Annotated in this window: 18 protein-coding genes; 11 read left to right on the forward strand and 7 right to left on the reverse strand. The window is 70.2% G+C overall.

The window, feature by feature from the left end; translation table 11 throughout:
- The first annotated feature begins 127 nt into the window (after positions 1-127).
- From AS96_RS15200 to AS96_RS03150, 3 genes are read left to right on the forward strand one after another with little or no spacing between them, the layout of a single operon-like run.
- Complete coding sequence (locus tag AS96_RS15200) at positions 128-643, forward strand: hypothetical protein (protein ID WP_155947514.1); 516 nt, start codon at positions 128-130, stop codon at positions 641-643.
- Positions 640-1,209, forward strand: coding sequence for an NUDIX hydrolase (locus AS96_RS03145; RefSeq protein ID WP_081767961.1), 570 nt, complete (start codon positions 640-642; stop codon positions 1,207-1,209). Before AS96_RS15200 ends, AS96_RS03145 begins: the two co-directional genes overlap by 4 nt.
- The gene (locus tag AS96_RS03150; protein WP_036285588.1) at positions 1,206-1,949 is read left to right on the forward strand and encodes an ABC transporter ATP-binding protein; all 744 of its coding nucleotides are present in this window, start codon (positions 1,206-1,208) and stop codon (positions 1,947-1,949) included. Before AS96_RS03145 ends, AS96_RS03150 begins: the two co-directional genes overlap by 4 nt.
- On the opposite strand, the gene AS96_RS03155 is transcribed toward AS96_RS03150, so the two are convergent.
- The 6 genes from AS96_RS03155 to AS96_RS03180 form a co-directional block, all read right to left on the reverse strand.
- Positions 1,934-3,859 (reverse strand): glycosyltransferase, encoded by a 1,926-nt coding sequence (locus AS96_RS03155; protein ID WP_036285590.1) that lies wholly within the window; start codon positions 3,857-3,859, stop codon positions 1,934-1,936. The genes AS96_RS03150 and AS96_RS03155 overlap by 16 nt on opposite strands.
- A gap of 69 nt (positions 3,860-3,928) precedes the next feature.
- A complete protein-coding gene (locus AS96_RS03160) occupies positions 3,929-4,924 on the reverse strand; it encodes a glycosyltransferase family 2 protein (protein ID WP_036285592.1) in 996 nt (331 codons plus the stop codon).
- Positions 4,925-5,109: 185 nt separating this feature from the next.
- A complete protein-coding gene (locus AS96_RS03165) occupies positions 5,110-5,490 on the reverse strand; it encodes a type II toxin-antitoxin system VapC family toxin (protein ID WP_036285594.1) in 381 nt (126 codons plus the stop codon).
- Positions 5,487-5,744 (reverse strand): CopG family transcriptional regulator, encoded by a 258-nt coding sequence (locus AS96_RS03170; RefSeq protein WP_036285596.1) that lies wholly within the window; start codon positions 5,742-5,744, stop codon positions 5,487-5,489. Before AS96_RS03170 ends, AS96_RS03165 begins: the two co-directional genes overlap by 4 nt.
- A gap of 46 nt (positions 5,745-5,790) precedes the next feature.
- Positions 5,791-7,131, reverse strand: a complete 1,341-nt coding sequence (locus AS96_RS03175) for an O-antigen ligase family protein (RefSeq protein WP_231477075.1) — start codon at positions 7,129-7,131, stop codon at positions 5,791-5,793.
- Positions 7,128-8,534, reverse strand: coding sequence for an O-antigen ligase family protein (locus AS96_RS03180; protein WP_036285598.1), 1,407 nt, complete (start codon positions 8,532-8,534; stop codon positions 7,128-7,130). Before AS96_RS03180 ends, AS96_RS03175 begins: the two co-directional genes overlap by 4 nt.
- 81 nt (positions 8,535-8,615) lie before the next feature.
- Between AS96_RS03180 and manA the strand changes: the two genes are divergently transcribed.
- The 4 genes from manA (at position 8,616) to AS96_RS03200 (ending at position 14,690) form a co-directional block, all read left to right on the forward strand.
- Positions 8,616-9,815: a mannose-6-phosphate isomerase, class I gene (manA, locus tag AS96_RS03185; RefSeq protein ID WP_036285600.1), complete on the forward strand. Its 1,200-nt coding sequence runs from the start codon at positions 8,616-8,618 to the stop codon at positions 9,813-9,815.
- A 192-nt stretch (positions 9,816-10,007) separates the two neighbouring features.
- The gene (locus tag AS96_RS03190) at positions 10,008-10,325 is read left to right on the forward strand and encodes a WhiB family transcriptional regulator (RefSeq protein WP_005048276.1); all 318 of its coding nucleotides are present in this window, start codon (positions 10,008-10,010) and stop codon (positions 10,323-10,325) included.
- Positions 10,326-10,419: 94 nt separating this feature from the next.
- Complete coding sequence (locus AS96_RS03195; RefSeq protein WP_036285602.1) at positions 10,420-13,266, forward strand: glycosyltransferase; 2,847 nt, start codon at positions 10,420-10,422, stop codon at positions 13,264-13,266.
- Entirely contained in the window at positions 13,263-14,690 is a 1,428-nt protein-coding gene (locus tag AS96_RS03200) for a DUF5719 family protein (protein WP_036285604.1), read from the forward strand. Before AS96_RS03195 ends, AS96_RS03200 begins: the two co-directional genes overlap by 4 nt.
- A 34-nt stretch (positions 14,691-14,724) precedes the next feature.
- Here the strand turns inward: AS96_RS03200 and AS96_RS03205 are convergent, their stop codons facing one another.
- The gene (locus tag AS96_RS03205; protein ID WP_036285607.1) at positions 14,725-15,159 is read right to left on the reverse strand and encodes a metallopeptidase family protein; all 435 of its coding nucleotides are present in this window, start codon (positions 15,157-15,159) and stop codon (positions 14,725-14,727) included.
- Between the two features lie 101 nt (positions 15,160-15,260).
- Between AS96_RS03205 and AS96_RS03210 the strand changes: the two genes are divergently transcribed.
- From AS96_RS03210 to katG, 4 genes are all read left to right on the forward strand, one after another.
- Complete coding sequence (locus AS96_RS03210; protein ID WP_005048283.1) at positions 15,261-15,467, forward strand: DUF3499 family protein; 207 nt, start codon at positions 15,261-15,263, stop codon at positions 15,465-15,467.
- A gap of 40 nt (positions 15,468-15,507) precedes the next feature.
- Positions 15,508-16,989, forward strand: a complete 1,482-nt coding sequence (gene ahcY, locus AS96_RS03215) for an adenosylhomocysteinase (protein WP_036285611.1) — start codon at positions 15,508-15,510, stop codon at positions 16,987-16,989.
- Between the two features lie 105 nt (positions 16,990-17,094).
- The gene (locus tag AS96_RS03220) at positions 17,095-17,574 is read left to right on the forward strand and encodes a Fur family transcriptional regulator (protein WP_036285613.1); all 480 of its coding nucleotides are present in this window, start codon (positions 17,095-17,097) and stop codon (positions 17,572-17,574) included.
- Positions 17,571-19,844, forward strand: coding sequence for a catalase/peroxidase HPI (gene katG, locus AS96_RS03225; RefSeq protein ID WP_036285615.1), 2,274 nt, complete (start codon positions 17,571-17,573; stop codon positions 19,842-19,844). Before AS96_RS03220 ends, katG begins: the two co-directional genes overlap by 4 nt.
- The last annotated feature ends 38 nt before the right edge of the window (positions 19,845-19,882 follow it).

Consider the following 19,882-nt stretch of genomic DNA (forward strand, 5'->3'; position numbering starts at 1 on the left):
GACTGCCCGCAACCGTTCACTTTTCGAGCGCCGAAAGTGACCAGGATTCACGCGCCGCCGACACCGGCTGTCTGTGTTGACCCATGAAGAGCGAGCGGTCCTTCGTGACTGGTGGAGCGATGCGTACATGCGGCTCATCGCGGAGAACGCACGCGCGGATTGGCTCTCGTTTCGCGGATCGCACGCGTCACGACCTGAAGAACGTCAGGGCGCGGTGATGCTTGCTTTGCCGGAGAGACTCAAGACCTGGGCCGAGATGGCGACTCCCGCAGCGGTGGCAGAGGCACGCGGTTGCACAACAGCTCTTCGCGAGAGACTCGTCGAGCATCCGCGTCAGTCTTCTGTGCGATCACTCGCCTATGTCGCCATGGCGCAAGCGCCTCGGCCACGCCGCCGAAACGTTGTCATCGCTTCTTCGGTGCGCGTGCTCGTCGCGGCGATCCTGATTGTCTTCGCTCTTCCGTTCCTACCCTGGCTGGCTTCCGACGGGCCCTTCGCATGGATCGTCTTCGCGATCGTTGCGGCCACCACGATTCCGTATGGTGCGATGCGAGACATCGCATTGCTCATGGTGCGTGAACCTCACGCGGTGTTGGTCTTGCATCGAGAGAACTCCGCGGCGACGGAAGGTGGACAGCGATGACTGAGGATTACACGTCTGTTTACACGGCCCAGACGGGGCTCCACGTCGACCTCCAGATGCGAGAGGAGTCCCCACGGGAAGGTGCAACGCGTAAACAGTGGTTTCGGCTGATCACGGGCACCGGGCGTGGAGCGGTTGTGATCGCCACGCGTCGCGACGGTGGAAAGGAGCAGATTCTGCTGGTTCGCTCGTTCCGGCCCGCCGCTGAGCAGTGGTTCTGGGAGCTTCCTCGCGGATGGGCAGAACCCGAAGAGGTGCACGAAGGTATCAACACTTATGTTGAAGCCGCTCTTCGCGAGTTGTTCGAAGAGACGGGAAAGTCGGCTCGCGAGCCGGTTCTCCTCGGCGAATACGTCACCGATACCGCTGTCTACCCGCAGTGCGTCGGGGTCGTTCGTTGCGCGACGACGAACGCCCCGGATTCTCCTGCAGACGGAGAAGTCGCCGCGGTCCGGTGGACAGCGGTGGGTGACATCCACGGGCTGATTCGGTCGGGCGAGATTCGAGATGCGCATAGCCTCGCCGCGTTCGCATTGTGGGCAGCGTACGGCTCGGAGAGCAAATGACCGGCTCGATCGCGATCCGCGTGACCGACCTCGGCGTGCACTTCCGACGCAGTCGACGCGGCCGGCGCAGCCTCAAGGACCTCTTCGGGAGCTCTACCCGGCGTGCGCGCCCGGGTGAGTTCTGGGCGCTGCGGAACGTGTCGTTCGACGTGCGCCGCGGCGAGGCGATCGGCGTCGTGGGCCGCAACGGCCAGGGCAAGTCCACGCTCCTCAAGCTCGTCGCGGGCGTCCTGCTCCCCGATGAGGGCTCGGTGACGGTGCACGGGGGAGTGGCCCCGCTCATCGAGATCACGGGCGGCTTCGTCGGCGACCTCACGGTGCGCGAGAACGTCCGCCTGACAGCTGGGCTCCACGGGATGTCCAAAGCCGAAGTCGCCCGCCGATTCGACGACATCATCGCCTTCGCCGAGATCGAGAACTTCGTCGACACGCCCTACAAGCACCTCTCCAGCGGCATGAAAGTGCGCCTCGCCTTCGCCGTGGTCTCGCAGCTCGATGAGCCGACGATGCTCGTCGACGAGGTGCTCGCCGTCGGTGACAAGGCCTTCCGGGAGAAGTGCTACCGGCGCATCGACGAGATGCTCGCGGAGGGGCGGACGCTCTTCTTCGTCAGCCACAACGAGAAGGACCTGCGCCGCTTCTGCACGCGGGGCCTGTACCTCGACAAGGGTGCGCTAAAGCTCGATGCGCCCATCGCGGATGTCCTCGCCGCGTACAACGCGGACTACGCGCCGCGCTGAGCGGACTCCCGCTCGAAGTACGCCAGCCACGCGTCATGCGAGGTCAAGTCGCCGAGCGCCCTACGGTACTGGCGCGACAGGCGCGGCCAACTCCGCTGCAGACGCCAGTGCAGGCGGACGGTCTCGGTGAGCATGCGGCGGAAGGTCGCGCGATCGCGCGTGTAGATGTTCTTGCCCGAACCGTCCGCGGCGCTGACGAGTGCGCTGTCGTAGAGGGGGAGGCGCCACCAGTTGGCATCCCCCTTGCCGAACTCGACCTCGGGTTGGGCGACGTTTTCCGGCCGGGGGGAGTGGAACCAGTGCGAGAGCAGGACGCTCGCCGTGAAGGTGCGCAGGCGCAGGCCCGTGGGACTGTCGAACACATTGCGCTTGAGGCGGCTGAAGACCTGACGGCCCCTGCGCGCGCGGAGGAGGCCGTCGATGTCCTTGTGGATCACGGTCTCCGGGAAGCGCTTCGCGACTTCGCGCGCCGCGGGCATCGCCGTCGCGAGGTTCCGCCACATGTGGTCGGGGCCGGAGAGCACGTCGCGCAACGCGCGCAGGCGCAGCTCCACCGGGTAGTACTGCATCATCATGAGGTGCTTCAGGTCGACGCGGCGACTGTGCCGGATCAACGTGCCGCCGCGATCGGCCCGGGAGTGCAGCAGCGCCGCGACCAGTCGATTGCGCGCGTGGAAGTACGCCTGCCAGTCGATCGCGTCGTCCTTCCCGAGCCAGGACACGTGCCACAGCGCGACGCCCGGCATCGACACGATGGGGAAGCCGGCCTCACCGGCGCGGAGGCAGAACTCCGCGTCGTCCCACTTGATGAACGCCGGCAGCGACAGGCCGACCTCGCGGATCGCGGCGACGGGGATGAGGCACATCCACCAGCCGTTGTACTCCGCGTCCATCCGCATGTGTAGCAGCGGCGATTGGCGGAGATTCTGCGTGCTGAAGTCGTGCGGCATCTTCTCCTGGAAGAGATTGCGCCACATGAAGGGGGTGTTGTCGACCACCTCGGCCCACGCGTGCAGCTTGGGCCGGTCGAGCAGGTCGAACATGTGACCGCCGACGAGCATGGGCGTTCGCGCGAAGCGGCCGAAGACGATCGAGCGCCGGATGGACTCCGGCTCGACCCGTACGTCGTCGTCGAGCAGCTGGACGAAGTCGCTCTCCGGCCGGGCGAGGGTTTCGGACATCGCGCGGGCGAAGCCGCCCGAGCCGCCCAGGTTCGGCTGGCGCAGCACCTGGAGCTGGTCGCCCAGGAGCTCTTCCAGCTTCGGGTACTCGGGCCGGTCGGCGACGAGCTGCGTGCCCTGATCGACGACGAAGATGCGGTCGACCAGTTCGAGCACATCGGGGGAGTCGGCAAGGTTCGCGAGCGTTTCGACGCAGTACTCGGGCTTGTTGTAGGTGGTGATGCCGAGGGATGCCTTGCCGGCGCGGGCAGGCTCGTCTTCGGTGACCCACTCGGCGCCCGTGAACTGCGCCGTCGCGTCGTCGGCGACGACGTCGAACCAGATCCAGCCGCCGTCGCTGTACTGGTTGAGGATTATCGGCAAGGACACCTCGCTCACGCCGTCGACCTCGAAGGTCTCGATGCGCTGGCGCACGCCGCCGCCGTTCGACCGGTAGACGAGCACCGTGACCTTGCCCTCGGTGCGCACCCGCAGGGTCACGCTGCGCACGGTCGTCCAGTGCTGCCAGTACGACGCCGGGAAGGCGTTGAAGTACGTGCCGAACGACACGCGCCGTCCGGGCAGGATGCGCGCGCGATCGCGACCCAGGATGTTGCCCAGCTGCGCGCGGCTGGAGATGCGGACGGGCTCCTCGTCGATCGTCGACCAGGTCTCGGGGTCGACATACAGGGGCAGGATGTCGGGGTCACGATCGAGCGGCAGGACGGTCTTCTGCAGCAGGTATTCCACGCTGTGAACTCCAAAGTGTCGAGGGTTGATGCCCGCCTGGGGAGACGAACGATGGGTGCGGGTCGGCGGTCAGCCGCGCGCCGGGACGAGCGCCGGCATCGGCTGCCAGTCGCGGTCGCGGGAGATCTTGCGCCCGTCGCGCAGGCCCCGGAACAGGTTCGACATGCCCCGCACCTTCCGCTCCACGAACAGCAGCCGGATGATCTCCTTGCCGAAGGTCAGCGTCGTGCCGAGCGCGAACGAGATGGGGTGGTAGACGCCCAACGCCCGGTAGTACTGCTTGATGTGCGCGCGGTTGCGCATGATGTAGTACCGGTAGGCGTCGCTCGAGGCGTTCATGTGGCGGATGCCCATGTCCCACTGCTTGATCTCGCGCGTGCGGCGCAGCACGAACTCGTCGACGATCACCGACCTCGTCACGCGCGACGCCAGCCACCCGTAGGTCTGGTCGTCCCAGTAGATGAAGAACCGGGGGTCGGGCAGTCCGATCTGCGCGACGACGTCGCGGTGGATGAACATGCCCTCGAAGCATCCCGAGTTCATCTCCTTGTACCCCGACTCGTCGAATCCGCTCGGCGCGAAGGGAATGGGGATGCCGAGGCGCTCGGCCACCCGGTATTGCCAGTAGAACTCGCTGCCGTCGAAGTCGTAGCGCCGCCCCTGGATCGACCGGAACCGCGGCGCCCACTTGCCCATCTTCGCCAGGCCATCGGGCACGACCTCGACATCGTCGTCCATCAGCCAGATCCACGTCGAGCCCAGCTCGTACGCGACCCGCATCCCCTCGCTGAAGCCGCCCGACCCGCCGGTGTTCGTGTCGAGACGCCGGTAGACGATCTCGGTGCCGATCGAGTCGCGGAAGGACTCCACGACGTCGGTCGTGTCGTCGGTCGACGCGTTGTCGATGATCACCACGTGCCCGGGCTTCGGGTCCATCGCGGTGATGCTCGTCAGCAGACGCGTCAGCAGCCCGGAACGGTTGAAGGTGACGATCGCGATCGTCGCGCTCGACGGCGCGAACTGCTCGTCCCGAGCCGCGTCGGGGCGCGAAGAAGTGAGTGTCATGACCGGACCATCCTATCCCGGCGCCCTGTGAGAGCCTGAGTCCAAGATCTGCGCGAACGCGCAGAAATGGATGCCGACACCCGCCGCAGCTGGCTCCAGCATTCTGAATCTGCGCGATCGTGCCGACCGCAACCGCTTGGTCGCGCGCACTCTCGCCCACAGCCGCCAGCTGGCGGCGTGAGCGGTCAGGGGCGAAACGGCGGCTGGAGGCCCTCGAACATCGGGAAGTGTCTGGTGTTCAGTGTCGCCACCGTCGCTCCGACCGTGTCTGCCGTCCCTGCGATCAGATAGTCGCCCAGGGAGATGCCTTGGTGGCTGCGTCGGAACTCCCGCTGCAGATCGCCGGCGCGTGCCGCGATGACCTCGCTCACCGGTATCGCGGGCAGCGCTGACAGCAGCGCGCGCACGGCTGTGCGCTCAGCCGAGCGCATGCCGCCCATGATCTCCGCGACGGTCACGACGCTGATCGCGAGATCCTCATCGGCAGCAACGCGCCGGAGCCACGCGTGAGCGCTTGTGGAGCCTCGGAGATGGGCGATGAGCACGTCGGTGTCGACGATGATCACACGGTGTCCTGTCGCAGTCGCTCGAGCCACTGCTCGCGCTCGCTCCCTGCGCGTGCGGGCACAGACAGCTCCGGGGCCGCACCCGCCGACGCGTCGATGGCCGCGAGGAGAAGGTTTCGCCGATCCGCGCCTGTGTCGAGCGCACGGTCGATGAGTCGACGGATGATCTCCGCCCTCGACGTCCCCTCTGCGTCGGCGAGCCTGTCGAGAGCGCGGGTCTGGCGCTCCTCCAGGTAGATGTTCGTGCGCCGCATACACCAGATCATACGCCGCGATCCGCGTCGGTGGCGGCGTGAGGGGCTACCGCGGCAGCGAGAACGACCCCGTGGGGACGTCGCCGGTCAGCCGGTCGCGCCACGACCGCGACTGCCCGGCCCGCACCGCGCACAGGCACAGCAGCATCCACCCCACCCCGAACAACGCGACCGACTCGAACACGCTCGTCACCGCGAGCGCCACGAGCATCAGCGGCGTCCACGCATAGACGATCGAGCGCCGCTGGCTCGCGGTCATCCACGACCGCACAAGCGCCACGCCCCCGAGCGCGCACAGCAGCAGCAGGCCCGCCCACCCCAGCTGCAGCAGCACGTCGACGTAGGCGTTCAGCGCCGTCGTGTGATGCTGCCCCAGCAGCTGATTGATCGTGAAGAACGGCTGCTCGTCGACCTCCCACGGCCCGAACCAGCCCCAGCCCTGCACCGGCCGCTTCGACGTGTAGAACCCCGCCAGCGACCACAGTCGTGTCCGCATCGACAGGTCGTCGGTCGCTCCGAGCGCGTCGAGGATCCGCGCGCGCTGCACGTACCCCGCGACGGATGCCGCGGCCACCACCGCCGCGAGCGACCACTGCACCGCACGGCGTCGCTCCGCCGGCACGGCGCGCACCAGCATGAGCACCGCCGTCGCCGTTCCCACCGCCACCGCGAGCACGAGGACGGTCGGCGACGCCGACAGCAGACCGAGCGCGGCCGCCAGCGTCAGCGACGCGGCCGCCGTCCCCGGCCGCACCGACTGCGTGCGCATCTCCACCGCGAAGGTGATCATCGCGACCACCGTGATGATCCCCAGCATGTTGCGGGTGCCGAAGATCCCCTGGATGGGGCCGAGGGCCGCGATGTTCCCCTGGATCCCGAGGAACTTCAGCGGCACGTCCAGCAGAATGCCGGAGAGCACCTCGAGCCCGAGCGACAGCCCGAGCGCGGCGCGGAGCACATCGCCGAGCGCCCGCACCGTCTGCAGCGTGTCGCGGATGTGCCCGATCGTCACCGCCAGCAGCGCCACCGCCGCCATCGCGGTCCACCGCCCGAGGCTCGTGAACGGGTCGGAACTCCAGAACACGCTCGCGAACGCCCAGGCCACCAGCAGCAGCAGCGTCGTCGGCACGAGGCGCAGCAGCGAGATCTCCTCACGCCGCGCCGAAAGGATGCCGAGGGCGAACACGCACAGTCCCGCCACAACGGCGCGCAGCGTCACGATCCCCGCCACCCGCTCGATGAGGTGCGACCCCACGAGCGCCGCGAACGTCGTCAGCGTGAACGCCCGCGCGAAATCGGCCGACCCCAAGAGCCGCCGCACTGCACCGCTCGCGTCGCGGCCGCGATCGGCGTCGCGGGGGCCGGTGCCGGCGGCATCCGCCGTCATCGCGCCATCCGTGCGATCTCGCCCTGCTCGCCGACCAGGCGCTGCTCGGACGGTCCGCGACCGAGGAGCGGCGCCTGCTTGATCTTGAACGCCAGCATGATGACGAAGAACCAGCCCCACCCGAGCAGCGGCCCCGACTCGGCGAGTCCCTGCACGAGCAGGATCGCCGCGACGAGCGTCGGCAGCAGCGTCACCGCCGAGTACGGCCGGTCGGCCACGAGGTCCCACCGGGGCCGGTCCACGGCGAAGAACCACGACCGCCAGACGTACGCCAGGAACGTCAGCGCGACGAGGACCAGGCCGATGATCCCCAACTGGAAGTACACGTCCAGCCACATGTTGTGCGCCTGCATGACGGTCTCGCCGTGGTCGGTGATCCAGCCATCGAAGAACGGGTCACTCGGCACCCACGGCGTGGAGAAGCCCCAGCCGATCACCGGGCGCTCGGCCGCCTTCTGCGCGACGATCTCCCAGATCCCCTCCCGCCCGGTGAGGTCGGACGACCGCCCCAGCGCCGAGAAGATGCGCTCGCGCAGCAGCCACAGGGTCGTGAGCCCACCGATGCCGACGACGGCATATGCCACGTAATACCGGGTGCGCTCGCCGGCGCGCCGGGTCGTTCGCATGAGCAGCGCCGTGGTGAGCACGACAACGCCCGCCACCGCGGCGAGCCACGCCGTCGCCGATCCGGCCCGCACGAACAGGAACGCCGCCAGCGCGAACCACGCCACGAGGAGGCTCCGCCTGGGGGCCCGCGACGCGAACCGGATGGCGAAGACGATCATCCCCAGCAGCGCCGCATAGGCGAGCGGGTTCGCGTTGCCGAACACGCCCTGCAACCGCCCGCCGTCGAACAGGTTGTCGCGCACCCAGTAGACGATCGGGTCGTACTTGGTGCCGGGGTCGGGCCGCACGAACTCCGGCAGCATCGGCCCGTGCCAGAAGAGTGACACCCACAGCTCGAGCAGGAGCGACAGCGCGAGGATCCACTTCAGCGCCGACGCGATCGCCCGCACGAGTTCGCGCCAGGTCAGCACCGACCCCACGAACATCGCCTGCACGGTCGTCGTGAGAAGCAGCAGCAGCGTCAGCGTCGTCGCCGACGGATACGCCGTCCAGATGAGCGACGTCACCGCCCACACCACGTACAGCACGCCGAACCACGGCAGACGGCGCCACTGCACCTCGGGCCGCAGGACGATCCACAGCACGATCGACACGATCCCCGAGCCGAACGCGACGACCCCCGAGCCGACGGTCCCGAGCGCCATCAACCAGGAGGTGCCCGCGATCGCTGCGGCGATGACGAAGATGCACCAGCCGCGCAGCAGGATGTGGCCCGTCTTCTCCCGGGTCGGCGCGGACGGCGGCGCCGCGACGGGATGCTTCGTGTGGACGGCCATGGTGTGATCAGGGTATCGCGCGCACCCGTGCCCGACCGGGCGCCGCCGGGACCGTTCTCGGAGCGGTTCTAGGCTGGTCGCATGCTGATCCCGATCTCCAACACCCCGCGCGACTACTCCTGGGGATCGGTCGACCTCATCCCCGCGCTGGAGGGGCGCGAGCCCACCGGGCGCCCCGAGGCCGAGGTCTGGTACGGCGACCATCCCGGCTGCCCCTCCGTCGTCGCCGACGGGTCGGGACAGACCCTCGACGAGGCCCTCGCCGCCGCCGGCGAGCAGCCGCTGCCGTTCCTGCTGAAAGTGCTCGCGGCGGCATCCTCGCTGTCGATCCAGGCGCACCCGACGATCGCGCAGGCCCGCGAGAGCTTCGCACGCGAAGAGGATGCCGGGGTGCCGCGTGACGCCGCGGATCGCCTCTATCGCGACGCCAACCACAAGCCGGAGATCATCGTCGCGCTCAGCGACGAGTTCCGTGCGCTCGTCGGGATCCGCCCGCTCGACGACACCCGGCGCCTCGTCGCCGCGCTGGGGGAGGGGCCCGCCCCTGCCGCGCTGACGCAGCGGCTCGGGGCGGACGTCGGTGCGGAGGGCGCCGACGGTGCGGCGACGGGGGCAGATGCCGCGGCCCCGGCATCCGTCGTCCGCGATCTGCTGGCGTGGGCGCTCACCGACGCCGATGCCGACCTCGTCGCGGACCTCGTCCGGGCGCTCGAGCGCGCCGACAGCGATGAGTTCGCCGAGGAGATCGCCACGCTGCGCGCCGCGGCCGCCGACTTCCCCGGCGACCCGGGCCTCATCGTCGCGCTGCTGATGAACCTCGTGATCCTCCGGCCCGGTCAGGCGCTCTTCGCCCCCGCCGGCGTGCTGCACGCCTACCAGTCGGGGCTCGGCGTCGAGCTCATGGCCGCCAGCGACAACGTGCTGCGCGGCGGACTGACGCCCAAGCACGTCGACGTGCCTGAGCTCATGCGCGTGGTCGACGTCGCAACCGGGCCCGCCCCGCTCGTCGTGCCGCAGGAGATCGCGCCGGGTGTGCGCGAGTACGCGCCGCCGGTCCGCGACTTCGCGCTGACGGCCGTCACCGTCACCGTCGACCAGCCGGTCACGGTGGCGCTGCGGGGGCCGGCGATCGTCTTGGCGACGGCGGGCGAGGTCGAGGTGCGCACCGCGGATGCCGTGGCGTCGCTCGTTCCCGGCGCCGCCGTGTACGTCGGACGCGAAGAGCGCGTGGACATCTCCGGCGCCGGCGCGGTGTTCGTCGCGCAGCCCGGGCGCGCGTGAGGCGCGGCGCGCGCGCATCTCGTGCGCGCGTCTCACGCCGGGTCCGCGCGGGCGACACGCCGGACGGGATGCGGGTGAAGGTTCAATCCCGTGTTGAGGGTTTACGATCTGCGACTTGACCGCGGCGAATGACAAGGGTGTAATTATTCCAACACGCGCATCGGCGCATCGGGAAAACGTGGGGAGAACGATATGACGGGTTACCGCTCCGGCGTCCCCGACAACTGGTTCGTCGACCCGGTCAATCTGGGTGTGCCGGGAGTGCGTCGTCCGTCCGTCGCCGACGAGGACACCGCGCTCGCCTGGCAGGCCGACGCCCTCTGTGCGCAGACCGACCCCGAGGCCTTCTTCCCGGAGAAGGGCGGCTCGACACGCGACGCGAAGCGCATCTGCACCTCGTGCGACGTGCGCGGCGAGTGCCTCGAGTACGCCCTGCAGAACGACGAGCGCTTCGGCATCTGGGGCGGACTCAGCGAGCGCGAGCGCCGCAAGCTCAAGCGTCGCGCCTGATCTCGACGACCGCTTCCGCGGCGGCGTGACCGATCACGAGACTCGCGGGCGACGTCCGCGTTCTGCGCCGGCTCCCGCCTAGGCTGACGACGTCATGCCCGCCCGAGTTCACGCACTACTGGTCGTGCGCCCTGATGCGCGCGTGGCCACCGACATCCGTCTCGACCGCGTCCTTTCCGCGCTCGCGGCCCAGGCGCGCCCGGTCGACACGCTCACCATCGTGCTGTGCGGCCCACACGCAACCGATCGCGAGCTTCAGCGGATCGCGGGCGAGTCCGCCGCCGAAGCCGTCATCACCGCCGATCGCGGGACATCCTTCGCCGACGCCCTCGCGCTGGCGAGCCGACGGCTCGGCGGGGATGCCGTCTGGGTGCTCGACCAGGACACCACACCCGCGCCCGACGCGCTCGTTCGCCTCATGGGCGCTCTCGAGACCGCTCCCTCGGTCGCGATCGCCGCGCCGAAACTCGTCCGCGCCGACGACAACGACCGCATCGTGTCTCTCGGTGTGTCGATGACGCGGGGCGGCCGCGCCGTCGGTCTCGCCGACGGGGAGCACGATCAGGGTCAGCATGACGCCAGCGAGGACGTTCTCGGCTCGGATGTCCGCGGCATCCTGGTGCGCACCGACGCGTGGCGCGCGCTCGACGGTCTCGATTCGGCGCTGGCGGGCGCGGACGAAGGCCTCGACCTCGGTGTGCGCGCGCGTCTGCGCGGCGGCCGTGTCGTCCTCGCGCCCCAGGCTTTCGTCGCCATCGCAGATCCCGATCGCACCGACCCGCCGACCCTCGGCGACCGCTTCGAGCCGGTCGGGGTGCGTCGGGCCTACAGCCGCCGCACGGCGCAACTGCACCGCCGACTCGTGTACGCGCCGGCGGTCGCCGTCCCGCTGCACTGGCTCTCCCTGCTGCCGCTGGCGGTCCTCCGCTCGGTCGCCCTGCTCCTCGGCAAGCGTCCGTCGATGATCGGTCCGGAATGGGGCGCCACGCTGACGGTGCTGCTGCGTCCCGCCGCCGTCGCCCGCGCACGCCGCGGCATCCGTGCCGGCCGCCGCGTCTCCTGGGCGCAGCTGGCACCGCTGCGGGTCAGTCGGGTCGAGCTGCGTCAGCGTCTCGACGACGACGTGATCATCGACGGCACCGCGCGCGGTGAACTGCACTTCTTCTCCGGGGGCGGTGCCTGGATCGTCCTCGGCGCCCTGCTCGTCTCGGTCCTCGCCTTCCTGTCCCTGCTCGCCTGGCCGGTGCTCGGCGGGGGAGGCCTTGCGCCGCTGCGGGCGACCGTCGGCCAGCTCTGGGCCGATGCGGCATCCGGGGCCCGGCCCCTCGGCTGGGACACGCAGGGGCCGGCCGACCCGTTCAGTGCGGTCGTCGCCGTGCTCGGCTCGCTCTGGCCCGCCGCGCCCTCTCGCGTGCTCGTCGTCGTCTGGGTGCTGGCGATCCCCCTGTCCGCCCTGGGCGCCTGGTTCGCCGCCACGCGTCTGACCGACAACGCGCTCGCCCGCGCCGTCGTGGCCGTGGGCTACGCGCTCGCGCCGAGCCTGCTCGACGCCCTGGCGTCGGGACGGCCGACCGTCGTCATCGCACACCTCCTGCTTCCCTGGCTGCTGTGGACAGCGGTCGCGGCGCACCGCTCGTGGACGGCGGCAGGCATGGGATCGGTGATCGCTGTCGCGGTGCTCGCCAGCGCCCCGTCGCTGGCTCCGGCGCTCATCGTGCTGTGGCTCGTGGCGATCGTGCTGACGGCGGCGCTCGGTCGGGGGCGAGGCCTCGCGCGCGTCGTCTGGCTGCTCGTTCCGTCGGTGATCGTCTGGGCGCCGATGATCTGGCGTCGTCTCACCTCCGGCGAGCCGTGGGCCCTGATCGCCGACCCCGGCGTGCCCCTGCCGTCGGGGGAGTCGACCGATCTCGCCCGCCGTGTCGCCCTCGCGCTCGGATTCCCCACCGTGGACGGTTCGGACTGGGGTCAGCTCGTCGACGGCGCGGGGCCGTGGCCGTTCATGCTCGTCGTGCCCGTGATCGTGCTCGCGGTGGCCGCCCCCATCGTGTCGCGCACGGTGTCGTCCGCGATCGTCCTCATGATCGCGCTCAGCGCCCTCGCGACGGCGGTCGCGGTCATCGGCATCGTCGTCACCTCGGATGCCGGGACCGCCATCGCGGTCTGGCCGGGCGCCGCCCTCAGCCTGTACTGGCTCGCCCTGCTGGGATCGGCAGCGCTGACGATCGACGCGTTGCCGGCGCCCCCCCGACTCCGTGGACCGCTCGCCGCCCTGGCGCTGACCGCCCTCGCGGTCAGTGCGGTCCCCGTGATCACCGCGCTGCCCCGCGGCACGTCGGCCGTCACGAACGGCCCGAGCAGCACCCTGCCGGCCTACGTCGAGGCGGAGGGGCGATCGGGGTTGGGCAACGCCACCTTCGTGCTCACCGCCGCGGCCGACGGATCCGTCGTCACGGATGTCGTCTGGGGTGGGACCTCGGCCCTGGGCGGGCAGAGCACCCTGCGCTCGGCGCGTTCTTCCACCGATGCCGGCGACGCCGAAGCCGCGGAGCTGACGGCCGAGCTCATCGCCGTGCCCTCGGGCGACGCGGTCGCGCGTCTGGGGGCGCACGGGGTCGCGTTCGTGCTCCTCGGCGGCACCGCCGAGGGTGAGAGCGACGCGGCGCGTGCGGTGCGCATCGCGGCCGAGACCGCCCTCGATCAGCGTCAGGATCTCGAGATCGTCGGCGACACCGCGAAGGGCAAGCTGTGGCGGGTCACCGCCCCGGTCACGGATCGCGTGGCGACATCGGCGGTCGACAACGCCCGCACCGCCGCGGTGCAGATCGGGGTCGTCCTGATCGCCCTGCTGCTCGCTCTGCCCACCCGGCGCTCCCTGCGGCTGAACCGTCGTCGCCCGCGCGTCATCGGCGCGCGGCGCGCGTCCGGAGGAGGACTCCGATGAGCACCCGCCTGCCCGGCCTTCGTCGCCTCACGACCGTGCGGGTCGCCGTCGGCACCGTCATCACGGCAGCCGCGGTGGCGGCCGGCGCGGCATTGGTCGCGCTGCCGCTTCCCACGCACACCGACGACTCCGCCCTCTCGATCGCCGCGCACGCGCCGGCGACAGCATCGATCGCGACGTGCGTCGGTCCCGTCCTGGCCCCGGGGCGCGATGCGACCCGCGCCGCGCAGCTCACCGATGCCGCCCCGGCCGCGCTGACCTCCGCCGCGCTGTCGAAGGCGACCCCGACGGATGCCGCGACCTCCACCCTGGCGGCCCCCGACGTGACCGGGGGAACAGGCCCGACCGCGCTGCGGGCCGCTCCGGTGGGCGGACAGCCCGCCGAGATCGCTGCAGCGACCTCGGCGCAGGTGAGCGCGGACGATCTCAGCGGGTTCGCCGCGTCCTCCTGCGCCCGGCCCGAGATGGAGTCGTGGCTCGTCGGCGGCTCCGGGGGGACGGGCGCCTCCGATCTGGTCGTCCTCGAAAACCCGGGCGTGGTCGCGGCGCGCGTCACGATCACCGTGTACGGCGCCTCCGGTGGCGCCGTGCCCGTCGCGGGCAACGCGATCGTGGTCGCCGCCGGCACACAGCGGATCATCCCCCTCGCCTCCCTCGCCCTGCGCGAGGACAACCCGGTGCTGCGCGTGACGTCGGCCCAAGCCCCCATCCGCGCCGCGCTGCAGACCAGCCTCACGCGCGTTCTCGTGGCCGGCGGCGTCGATCAGGTCGGCGCCGCCGCCGTCCCCGACACGGATCTCGTGATCCCGGGCGTTCCCGTCGTGACGACGCAGGGCGGCGCAGGCGAGAGCAACGCCCCGACGTCGCTGCGGCTGGTCTCCCCGGGCGCCGACGCCCAGGCGACCGTCACCGTCGTGCGCGACGGTGCGGCAGTGGGCGCACCGCAGGCGGTCCCCCTGAAGGCGGGCGTACCTCTCAAACTCGATCTGGGCGGACTCGCCACCGGCACGTACGCGGTGCGGGTGAGCGCGACGGCCCCGGTGACGGGCGCCGCCTGGGCCACGTCCGGCTTCGCAGCCGGAAGCGACTTCGGCTGGTTCGTCGCCGCCGACGCGATCTCCGCGCCCGCGCTCGTCGCCGTCGCCGCGGGAGCGGCGCCGACGATGACCATCGTCTCGTCGACAGGCGAGCCCCAGACGGTCGTGCTCACGGCGGCATCCGGTACCGGCGCGAAGACCGACGTCGCGGTGCCGGGGGGCGGTGCGGTCACGATCCCGGTGCGCCCCGGTGAGGTCTACCGTATCGATCCGGGCGCGGGCAGCGTCCGGGCCGGCGTGACGTATGCTGCCGCCGGCGCTATCGCCGGCTACCCCGTCGCGCCGAGCGCATCGGCGGCGTCGGCCGTCACCGTCTACCCTCGCTGAGTCCTCGCGGGCCACTCACGCCCACGCGGAACGGTCAGAGGAAGCGGAACCGCTCCGGTCCGAGATCCCAGGGGTCGCGATCGAGGTATTGCGCCGCCGCGCGGAAGACGCAGCCCTCGATGGCCATGCGCCGATGCAGCTCGTCCTCGCGATGCAGGCTGCCCAATCGTTCGATGGGCAGACGGTACAGCACGATGCGCCGCTCCTCGGTCGAGACCGTCCACCGGGGGATCCCGTCGTCATCGGATGCCGGTGGCATGGCCGCCACTTCGAAGCGGACCTCCCGCAGCTCCGGCCAGGCGCTGCGCAGGAACTCCGCCGCCGTGCCGACGACGAAGTCGAAACGTTCCTCGCGCGTCTCCTGCGCCGGAAGCGGCGGACGCACCACGGGACTGCGGTCCTCGCGACCGTGGCGTCCGTGGCGGGACGGCCGCACCCGCGGGGGAGTGCTCGCGCGCCGCCTCATCATGTTCCGAGTCTAGGTCAGCGTCCCCCGTCCGGGTCGTCGATGCGTCCGGCGGCGGCGCGGCATCCCCCGCCTCGTGCGCCGCCGCCGGTAGCGTGAGGGCGATGCGTACCCGACTGTGTTCGAAGGTGGGCTGTGCCCGCGAGGCCGTGACGACCCTGACCTACGACTACGGCGATCAGATGGCCGCCCTCGGCCCGCTCGGCGCGGCGACCGACCCGCACGCGCACGACCTCTGCGCCATCCACACCGACCGCCTGTCGGTGCCCAAGGGGTGGGTCGTCGTCCGCCACGAGACGCTGCGCGTCTGAGGCTCGGCCGCCGTCCGGACGAGGGTGCGAGAATGGGCGGATGCCGACCACTGCCGCCCCCGCCCGCATCCATGACTTCGTCGTCGCCGACCTGAGCCTCGCCGAGGCGGGGCGTCATCAGCTGCGCCTCGCCGAGAACGAGATGCCCGGTCTGATGGCACTGCGCGAGGAGTTCGGTCCGCTCCAGCCGCTGGCCGGTGCCCGCATCGCCGGGTCGCTGCACATGACCGTGCAGACCGCGGTGCTCATCGAGACGCTCGTGGCTCTGGGTGCGCAGGTGCGCTGGGCCAGCTGCAACATCTTCTCCACGCAGGACGAGGCGGCCGCCGCGGTCGCGGTCGGCCCGCACGGCACCGTGGACCAGCCGGCCGGCGTTCCGGTCTTCGCGTTCAAGGGTGAGACGCTCGAGGAGTACTGGCAGTTGGCCGATCGCATCTTCGACTGGTCGGCCGAGGGCTTCGACGGGCCCAACCTCATCCTGGACGACGGCGGCGACGCGACGCTCCTCGTGCATAAGGGTGTTGAGTTCGAGGCGGCCGGTGCGGTGCCTGCGGCATCCGAGAACGACTCCCTCGAGTACCGCATCGTGCTCGACACGCTGCGCGCGAGCCTCGCCCGCGACCCGCAGCGCTTCACCCGCATGGCCGCGCAGATCGTCGGCGTCACCGAGGAGACCACGACCGGCGTTCATCGACTGTACGAGCTCGCGGCAGCCGGAAAGCTGCTGTTCCCGGGCATCAACGTCAACGACTCGGTCACCAAGAGCAAGTTCGACAACAAGTACGGCATCCGCCACTCGCTTCCGGACGGTCTCAACCGTGCGACCGACGTGCTCATCGGTGGCAAGGTCGCCTACGTGGTCGGCTACGGCGACGTCGGCAAGGGGGCGGCGGAGGCGCTCCGTGGCCAGGGAGCGCGCGTGATCATCGGCGAGGTCGACCCCATCTGCGCGCTGCAGGCGGCGATGGACGGCTTCCAGGTCGCACGTCTGGAGTCGGTCATCGGCGACGTCGACATCCTCATCACCGGCACGGGGAACACGCGCGTGGTGACGGTCGAGCACCTTCAGAACCTCAAGCACCTCGCCATCGTGGGCAACGTCGGCCACTTCGACGACGAGATCGACATGGCCGGGCTCGAGGCCATCGCGGGTGTCGAGAAGATCGAGATCAAGCCGCAGGTGCACGAGTACCGTCTGCCTGCCGGTGCCGGTCGTGCGCCGCGCAGCATCCTGGTCATGAGCGAGGGGCGACTGATGAACCTCGGCAACGCGACCGGGCATCCCTCCTTCGTGATGAGCGCGTCGTTCACCAACCAGGTGCTGGCCCAGATCGAGCTGTACACGAAGCGGGAGCAGTATCCCGTCGGCGTGTACGTGCTGCCGAAGATCCTGGATGAGAAGGTGGCGCGACTGCATCTGGCGGCGCTCGGTGTTCAGCTCACCGAGCTCACGCCGGAGCAGGCCGCGTACATCGGTGTTCCCGTGGAGGGGCCCTACAAGCTGGAGCATTACCGCTACTGACGGTCGATGTTCCCCGGACCGGGTGCAGGCGATCCATAGCTGCGGCACAGCGAATGTTCACCCCACTTTTGTTTTGATTTCTTCAAAACTAGGTAAGGTGGAGGCATGGCCTCGATCGAAACCCCCGCGCACGGCGCCGATGCTGCCGATGCAGCGGCGGCGCTGCGGGCGGCGGGTCTGAAGGTCACCGACTCGCGTGCAGCGGTCTACGACACGCTGCGCACGCACGCACACGCCAGCGCGGAGGACGTCTACCTCGCGATCGCGGAGCGGATGCCGCGGGCGAGCCGTCAGTCGGTGTACAACGCTCTCGGCGACTTCGCCGACGCAGGGCTCGTGCGCCGCATCGAACCGGCGGGTCGGCCGATGCTCTTCGAGCTGCGCGTCAGCGACAACCACCATCACCTCGTGTGCACGTCGTGCGGCACGGTCGTCGACGTGGACTGCGCGATCGGCGCGGCGCCCTGTCTCGAACCCTCCGACAGCCACGGCTTCATCCTCACCACGGCGGAAGTGACGTACTGGGGCCTGTGCCCCGCGTGCGCACAAGCCGCCACCCCACCCCTCACGGAAGGAACACCATGACAGACCAGGACCCGACCAGCGCCGGCATCGGCGCGGACGCGACCGACATCGACCAGTCCGTCACCGTCACCGACACCGACGAGGCGTATGCCGAGGAGGCCGCGACCTGCCCGGTCATCCATGCACAGCCGCATCCGACGAGTGGATCGGCCAACCGGGTGTGGTGGCCCAACCAGCTCAACCTCAAGATCCTCGCCAAGAACCCCCAGGTGCGTAACCCGCTGGACGCGGACTTCGACTACGCCGCCGCCTTCGAGTCGCTCGACCTGGCGGCCGTCAAGAAGGACATCGAGGAGCTGCTCACCACCAGTCAGGACTGGTGGCCCGCCGACTTCGGCCATTACGGGCCGCTGATGATCCGCATGGCGTGGCACTCGGCCGGCACCTATCGGGTGACCGACGGTCGCGGTGGCGGCGGCGCCGGTCAGCAGCGATTCGCCCCGCTGAACAGCTGGCCCGACAACGTCAACCTCGACAAGGCGCGGCGACTGCTCTGGCCCGTGAAGAAGAAGTACGGCCAGTCGATCTCCTGGGCCGACCTCATGATCCTCGCGGGCAACGTCGCGCTGGAGTCGATGGGCTTCCGCACGTTCGGCTTCGCCGGCGGCCGCGCCGACGTCTGGGAGCCGGACGACGACGTGTACTGGGGTCCCGAGACCACGTGGCTGGGCGACGAGCGCTACTCCGGCGACCGCGAACTCGAAAGGCCCCTCGCGGCCGTGCAGATGGGCCTCATCTACGTCAACCCGGAAGGACCGAACGGCAACCCCGACCCGCTGGCCTCCGCCCGTGACATCCGTGAGACCTTCGCGCGGATGGCGATGAACGACGAGGAGACCGTCGCGCTCATCGCGGGCGGCCACACGTTCGGGAAGACGCACGGCGCGGCATCCGACGACAACCTCGAAGACAACCCGGAGGCGGCGGGCCTGGAGGCTCAGGGCCTCGGCTGGAAGAACAACCACGGCACGGGGCGCGGTGACGACACGATCACGTCCGGCCTCGAGGTCACGTGGACCTATCACCCCACGCGCTGGGACAACGAGTTCTTCCACATCCTCTACGCGTACGAGTGGGAGCTCATGAAGAGCCCCGCCGGTGCGCACCAGTGGCGGCCGAAGGGCGGCCAGGGCGCCGACATGGTTCCGCTCGCGCACAGCGACGGCAAGCGCGAGCCGCGCATGCTCACGAGCGATCTCGCCCTGCGTATGGACCCGGAGTACGACAAGATCTCGCGGAAGTTCAAGGACGACCCCGACGCCTTCGCCGATGCGTTCGCCCGTGCATGGTTCAAACTCACGCACCGCGACATGGGACCCGTCACCCGTTACCTCGGACCGGAGGTGCCGGCGGAGGAGCTGCTCTGGCAGGACCCGGTCCCCGCGCCGACCGGCACCGGGCTGGACGGCACGCAGGTCGCCGACCTGAAGGCGCGCGTGCTCGACTCGGGTCTGACGGTCTCCGAACTGGTCGCGACGACGTGGGCGGCGGCATCGTCGTTCCGCGGCAGCGACAAGCGCGGCGGCGTCAACGGCGCCCGCATCCGCCTCGCGCCGCAGAAGGACTGGGAGGTCAACAACCCCGCCCAGTTGCATCGGGTGCTCGGAGTGCTCGGCGGTATCAAGACGGATGCCGCGCAGGTGGGTGTCGACGTGTCGCTCGCCGACCTGATCGTGATCGCGGGAAACGCCGCCGTCGAGAAGGCGGCCGCGGATGCGGGCGTCGAGGTGGAGGTGCCGTTCCACGCTGGACGCACCGACGCTTCCGAGCAGCAGACCGACGCCGAGTCGTTCGCCTACCTGGAGCCCGCGGCCGATGGCTTCCGCAACTACCAGGGTCCGCTGGCACCGATGCCCGCCGAGTACCACCTCATCGACAAGGCGAACCTCCTCACGCTCACGGCGCCGGAGATGACCGTCCTGATCGGAGGCCTGCGGGTGCTGGGCGCGAACTGGGACGGCTCGCCCTACGGTGTGTTCACGGACCGGGTCGGCGTGCTCTCGAACGACTTCTTCGTGAATCTGCTCGACCTCGGCACCACGTGGACGCCGCTGGACCCCGGCTCCCACGCCTTCGCCGGCGTGAAGGACGGTTCGGGAGAGAAGGTCGGCGTGGGCACGCGCGTCGATCTGCTCTTCAGCTCGAACTCCGAGCTGCGCGCGCTCGCCGAGGTGTACGCCTCGGACGACGCGACCGAGAAGTTCGTCCGCGATTTCGTCGCCGCGTGGACCAAGGTCACCGAGCTGGACCGCTTCGACCTCCACCGCTGAGCACGCATCCACACGACGGCGGGGGCCCCTCCCATCCG

This window comes from Microbacterium sp. MRS-1 (assembly GCF_000585455.1).
Taxonomy (GTDB): Bacteria; Actinomycetota; Actinomycetes; order Actinomycetales; family Microbacteriaceae; genus Microbacterium; species Microbacterium laevaniformans.

Coding starts and splice junctions, on each gene's coding strand:
- AS96_RS15200 (WP_155947514.1), top strand. CDS start 128: ATGCGGCTCATCGCGGAGAACGCACGCGCGGATTGGCTCTCGTTTCGC.
- AS96_RS03145 (WP_081767961.1), top strand. CDS start 640: ATGACTGAGGATTACACGTCTGTTTACACGGCCCAGACGGGGCTCCAC.
- AS96_RS03150 (WP_036285588.1), top strand. CDS start 1,206: ATGACCGGCTCGATCGCGATCCGCGTGACCGACCTCGGCGTGCACTTC.
- AS96_RS03160 (WP_036285592.1), bottom strand. CDS start 4,924: ATGACACTCACTTCTTCGCGCCCCGACGCGGCTCGGGACGAGCAGTTC.
- AS96_RS03170 (WP_036285596.1), bottom strand. CDS start 5,744: ATGCGGCGCACGAACATCTACCTGGAGGAGCGCCAGACCCGCGCTCTC.
- AS96_RS03175 (WP_231477075.1), bottom strand. CDS start 7,131: ATGACGGCGGATGCCGCCGGCACCGGCCCCCGCGACGCCGATCGCGGC.
- AS96_RS03180 (WP_036285598.1), bottom strand. CDS start 8,534: ATGGCCGTCCACACGAAGCATCCCGTCGCGGCGCCGCCGTCCGCGCCG.
- manA (WP_036285600.1), top strand. CDS start 8,616: ATGCTGATCCCGATCTCCAACACCCCGCGCGACTACTCCTGGGGATCG.
- AS96_RS03190 (WP_005048276.1), top strand. CDS start 10,008: ATGACGGGTTACCGCTCCGGCGTCCCCGACAACTGGTTCGTCGACCCG.
- AS96_RS03195 (WP_036285602.1), top strand. CDS start 10,420: ATGCCCGCCCGAGTTCACGCACTACTGGTCGTGCGCCCTGATGCGCGC.
- AS96_RS03200 (WP_036285604.1), top strand. CDS start 13,263: ATGAGCACCCGCCTGCCCGGCCTTCGTCGCCTCACGACCGTGCGGGTC.
- AS96_RS03205 (WP_036285607.1), bottom strand. CDS start 15,159: ATGATGAGGCGGCGCGCGAGCACTCCCCCGCGGGTGCGGCCGTCCCGC.
- AS96_RS03210 (WP_005048283.1), top strand. CDS start 15,261: ATGCGTACCCGACTGTGTTCGAAGGTGGGCTGTGCCCGCGAGGCCGTG.
- ahcY (WP_036285611.1), top strand. CDS start 15,508: ATGCCGACCACTGCCGCCCCCGCCCGCATCCATGACTTCGTCGTCGCC.
- AS96_RS03220 (WP_036285613.1), top strand. CDS start 17,095: ATGGCCTCGATCGAAACCCCCGCGCACGGCGCCGATGCTGCCGATGCA.
- katG (WP_036285615.1), top strand. CDS start 17,571: ATGACAGACCAGGACCCGACCAGCGCCGGCATCGGCGCGGACGCGACC.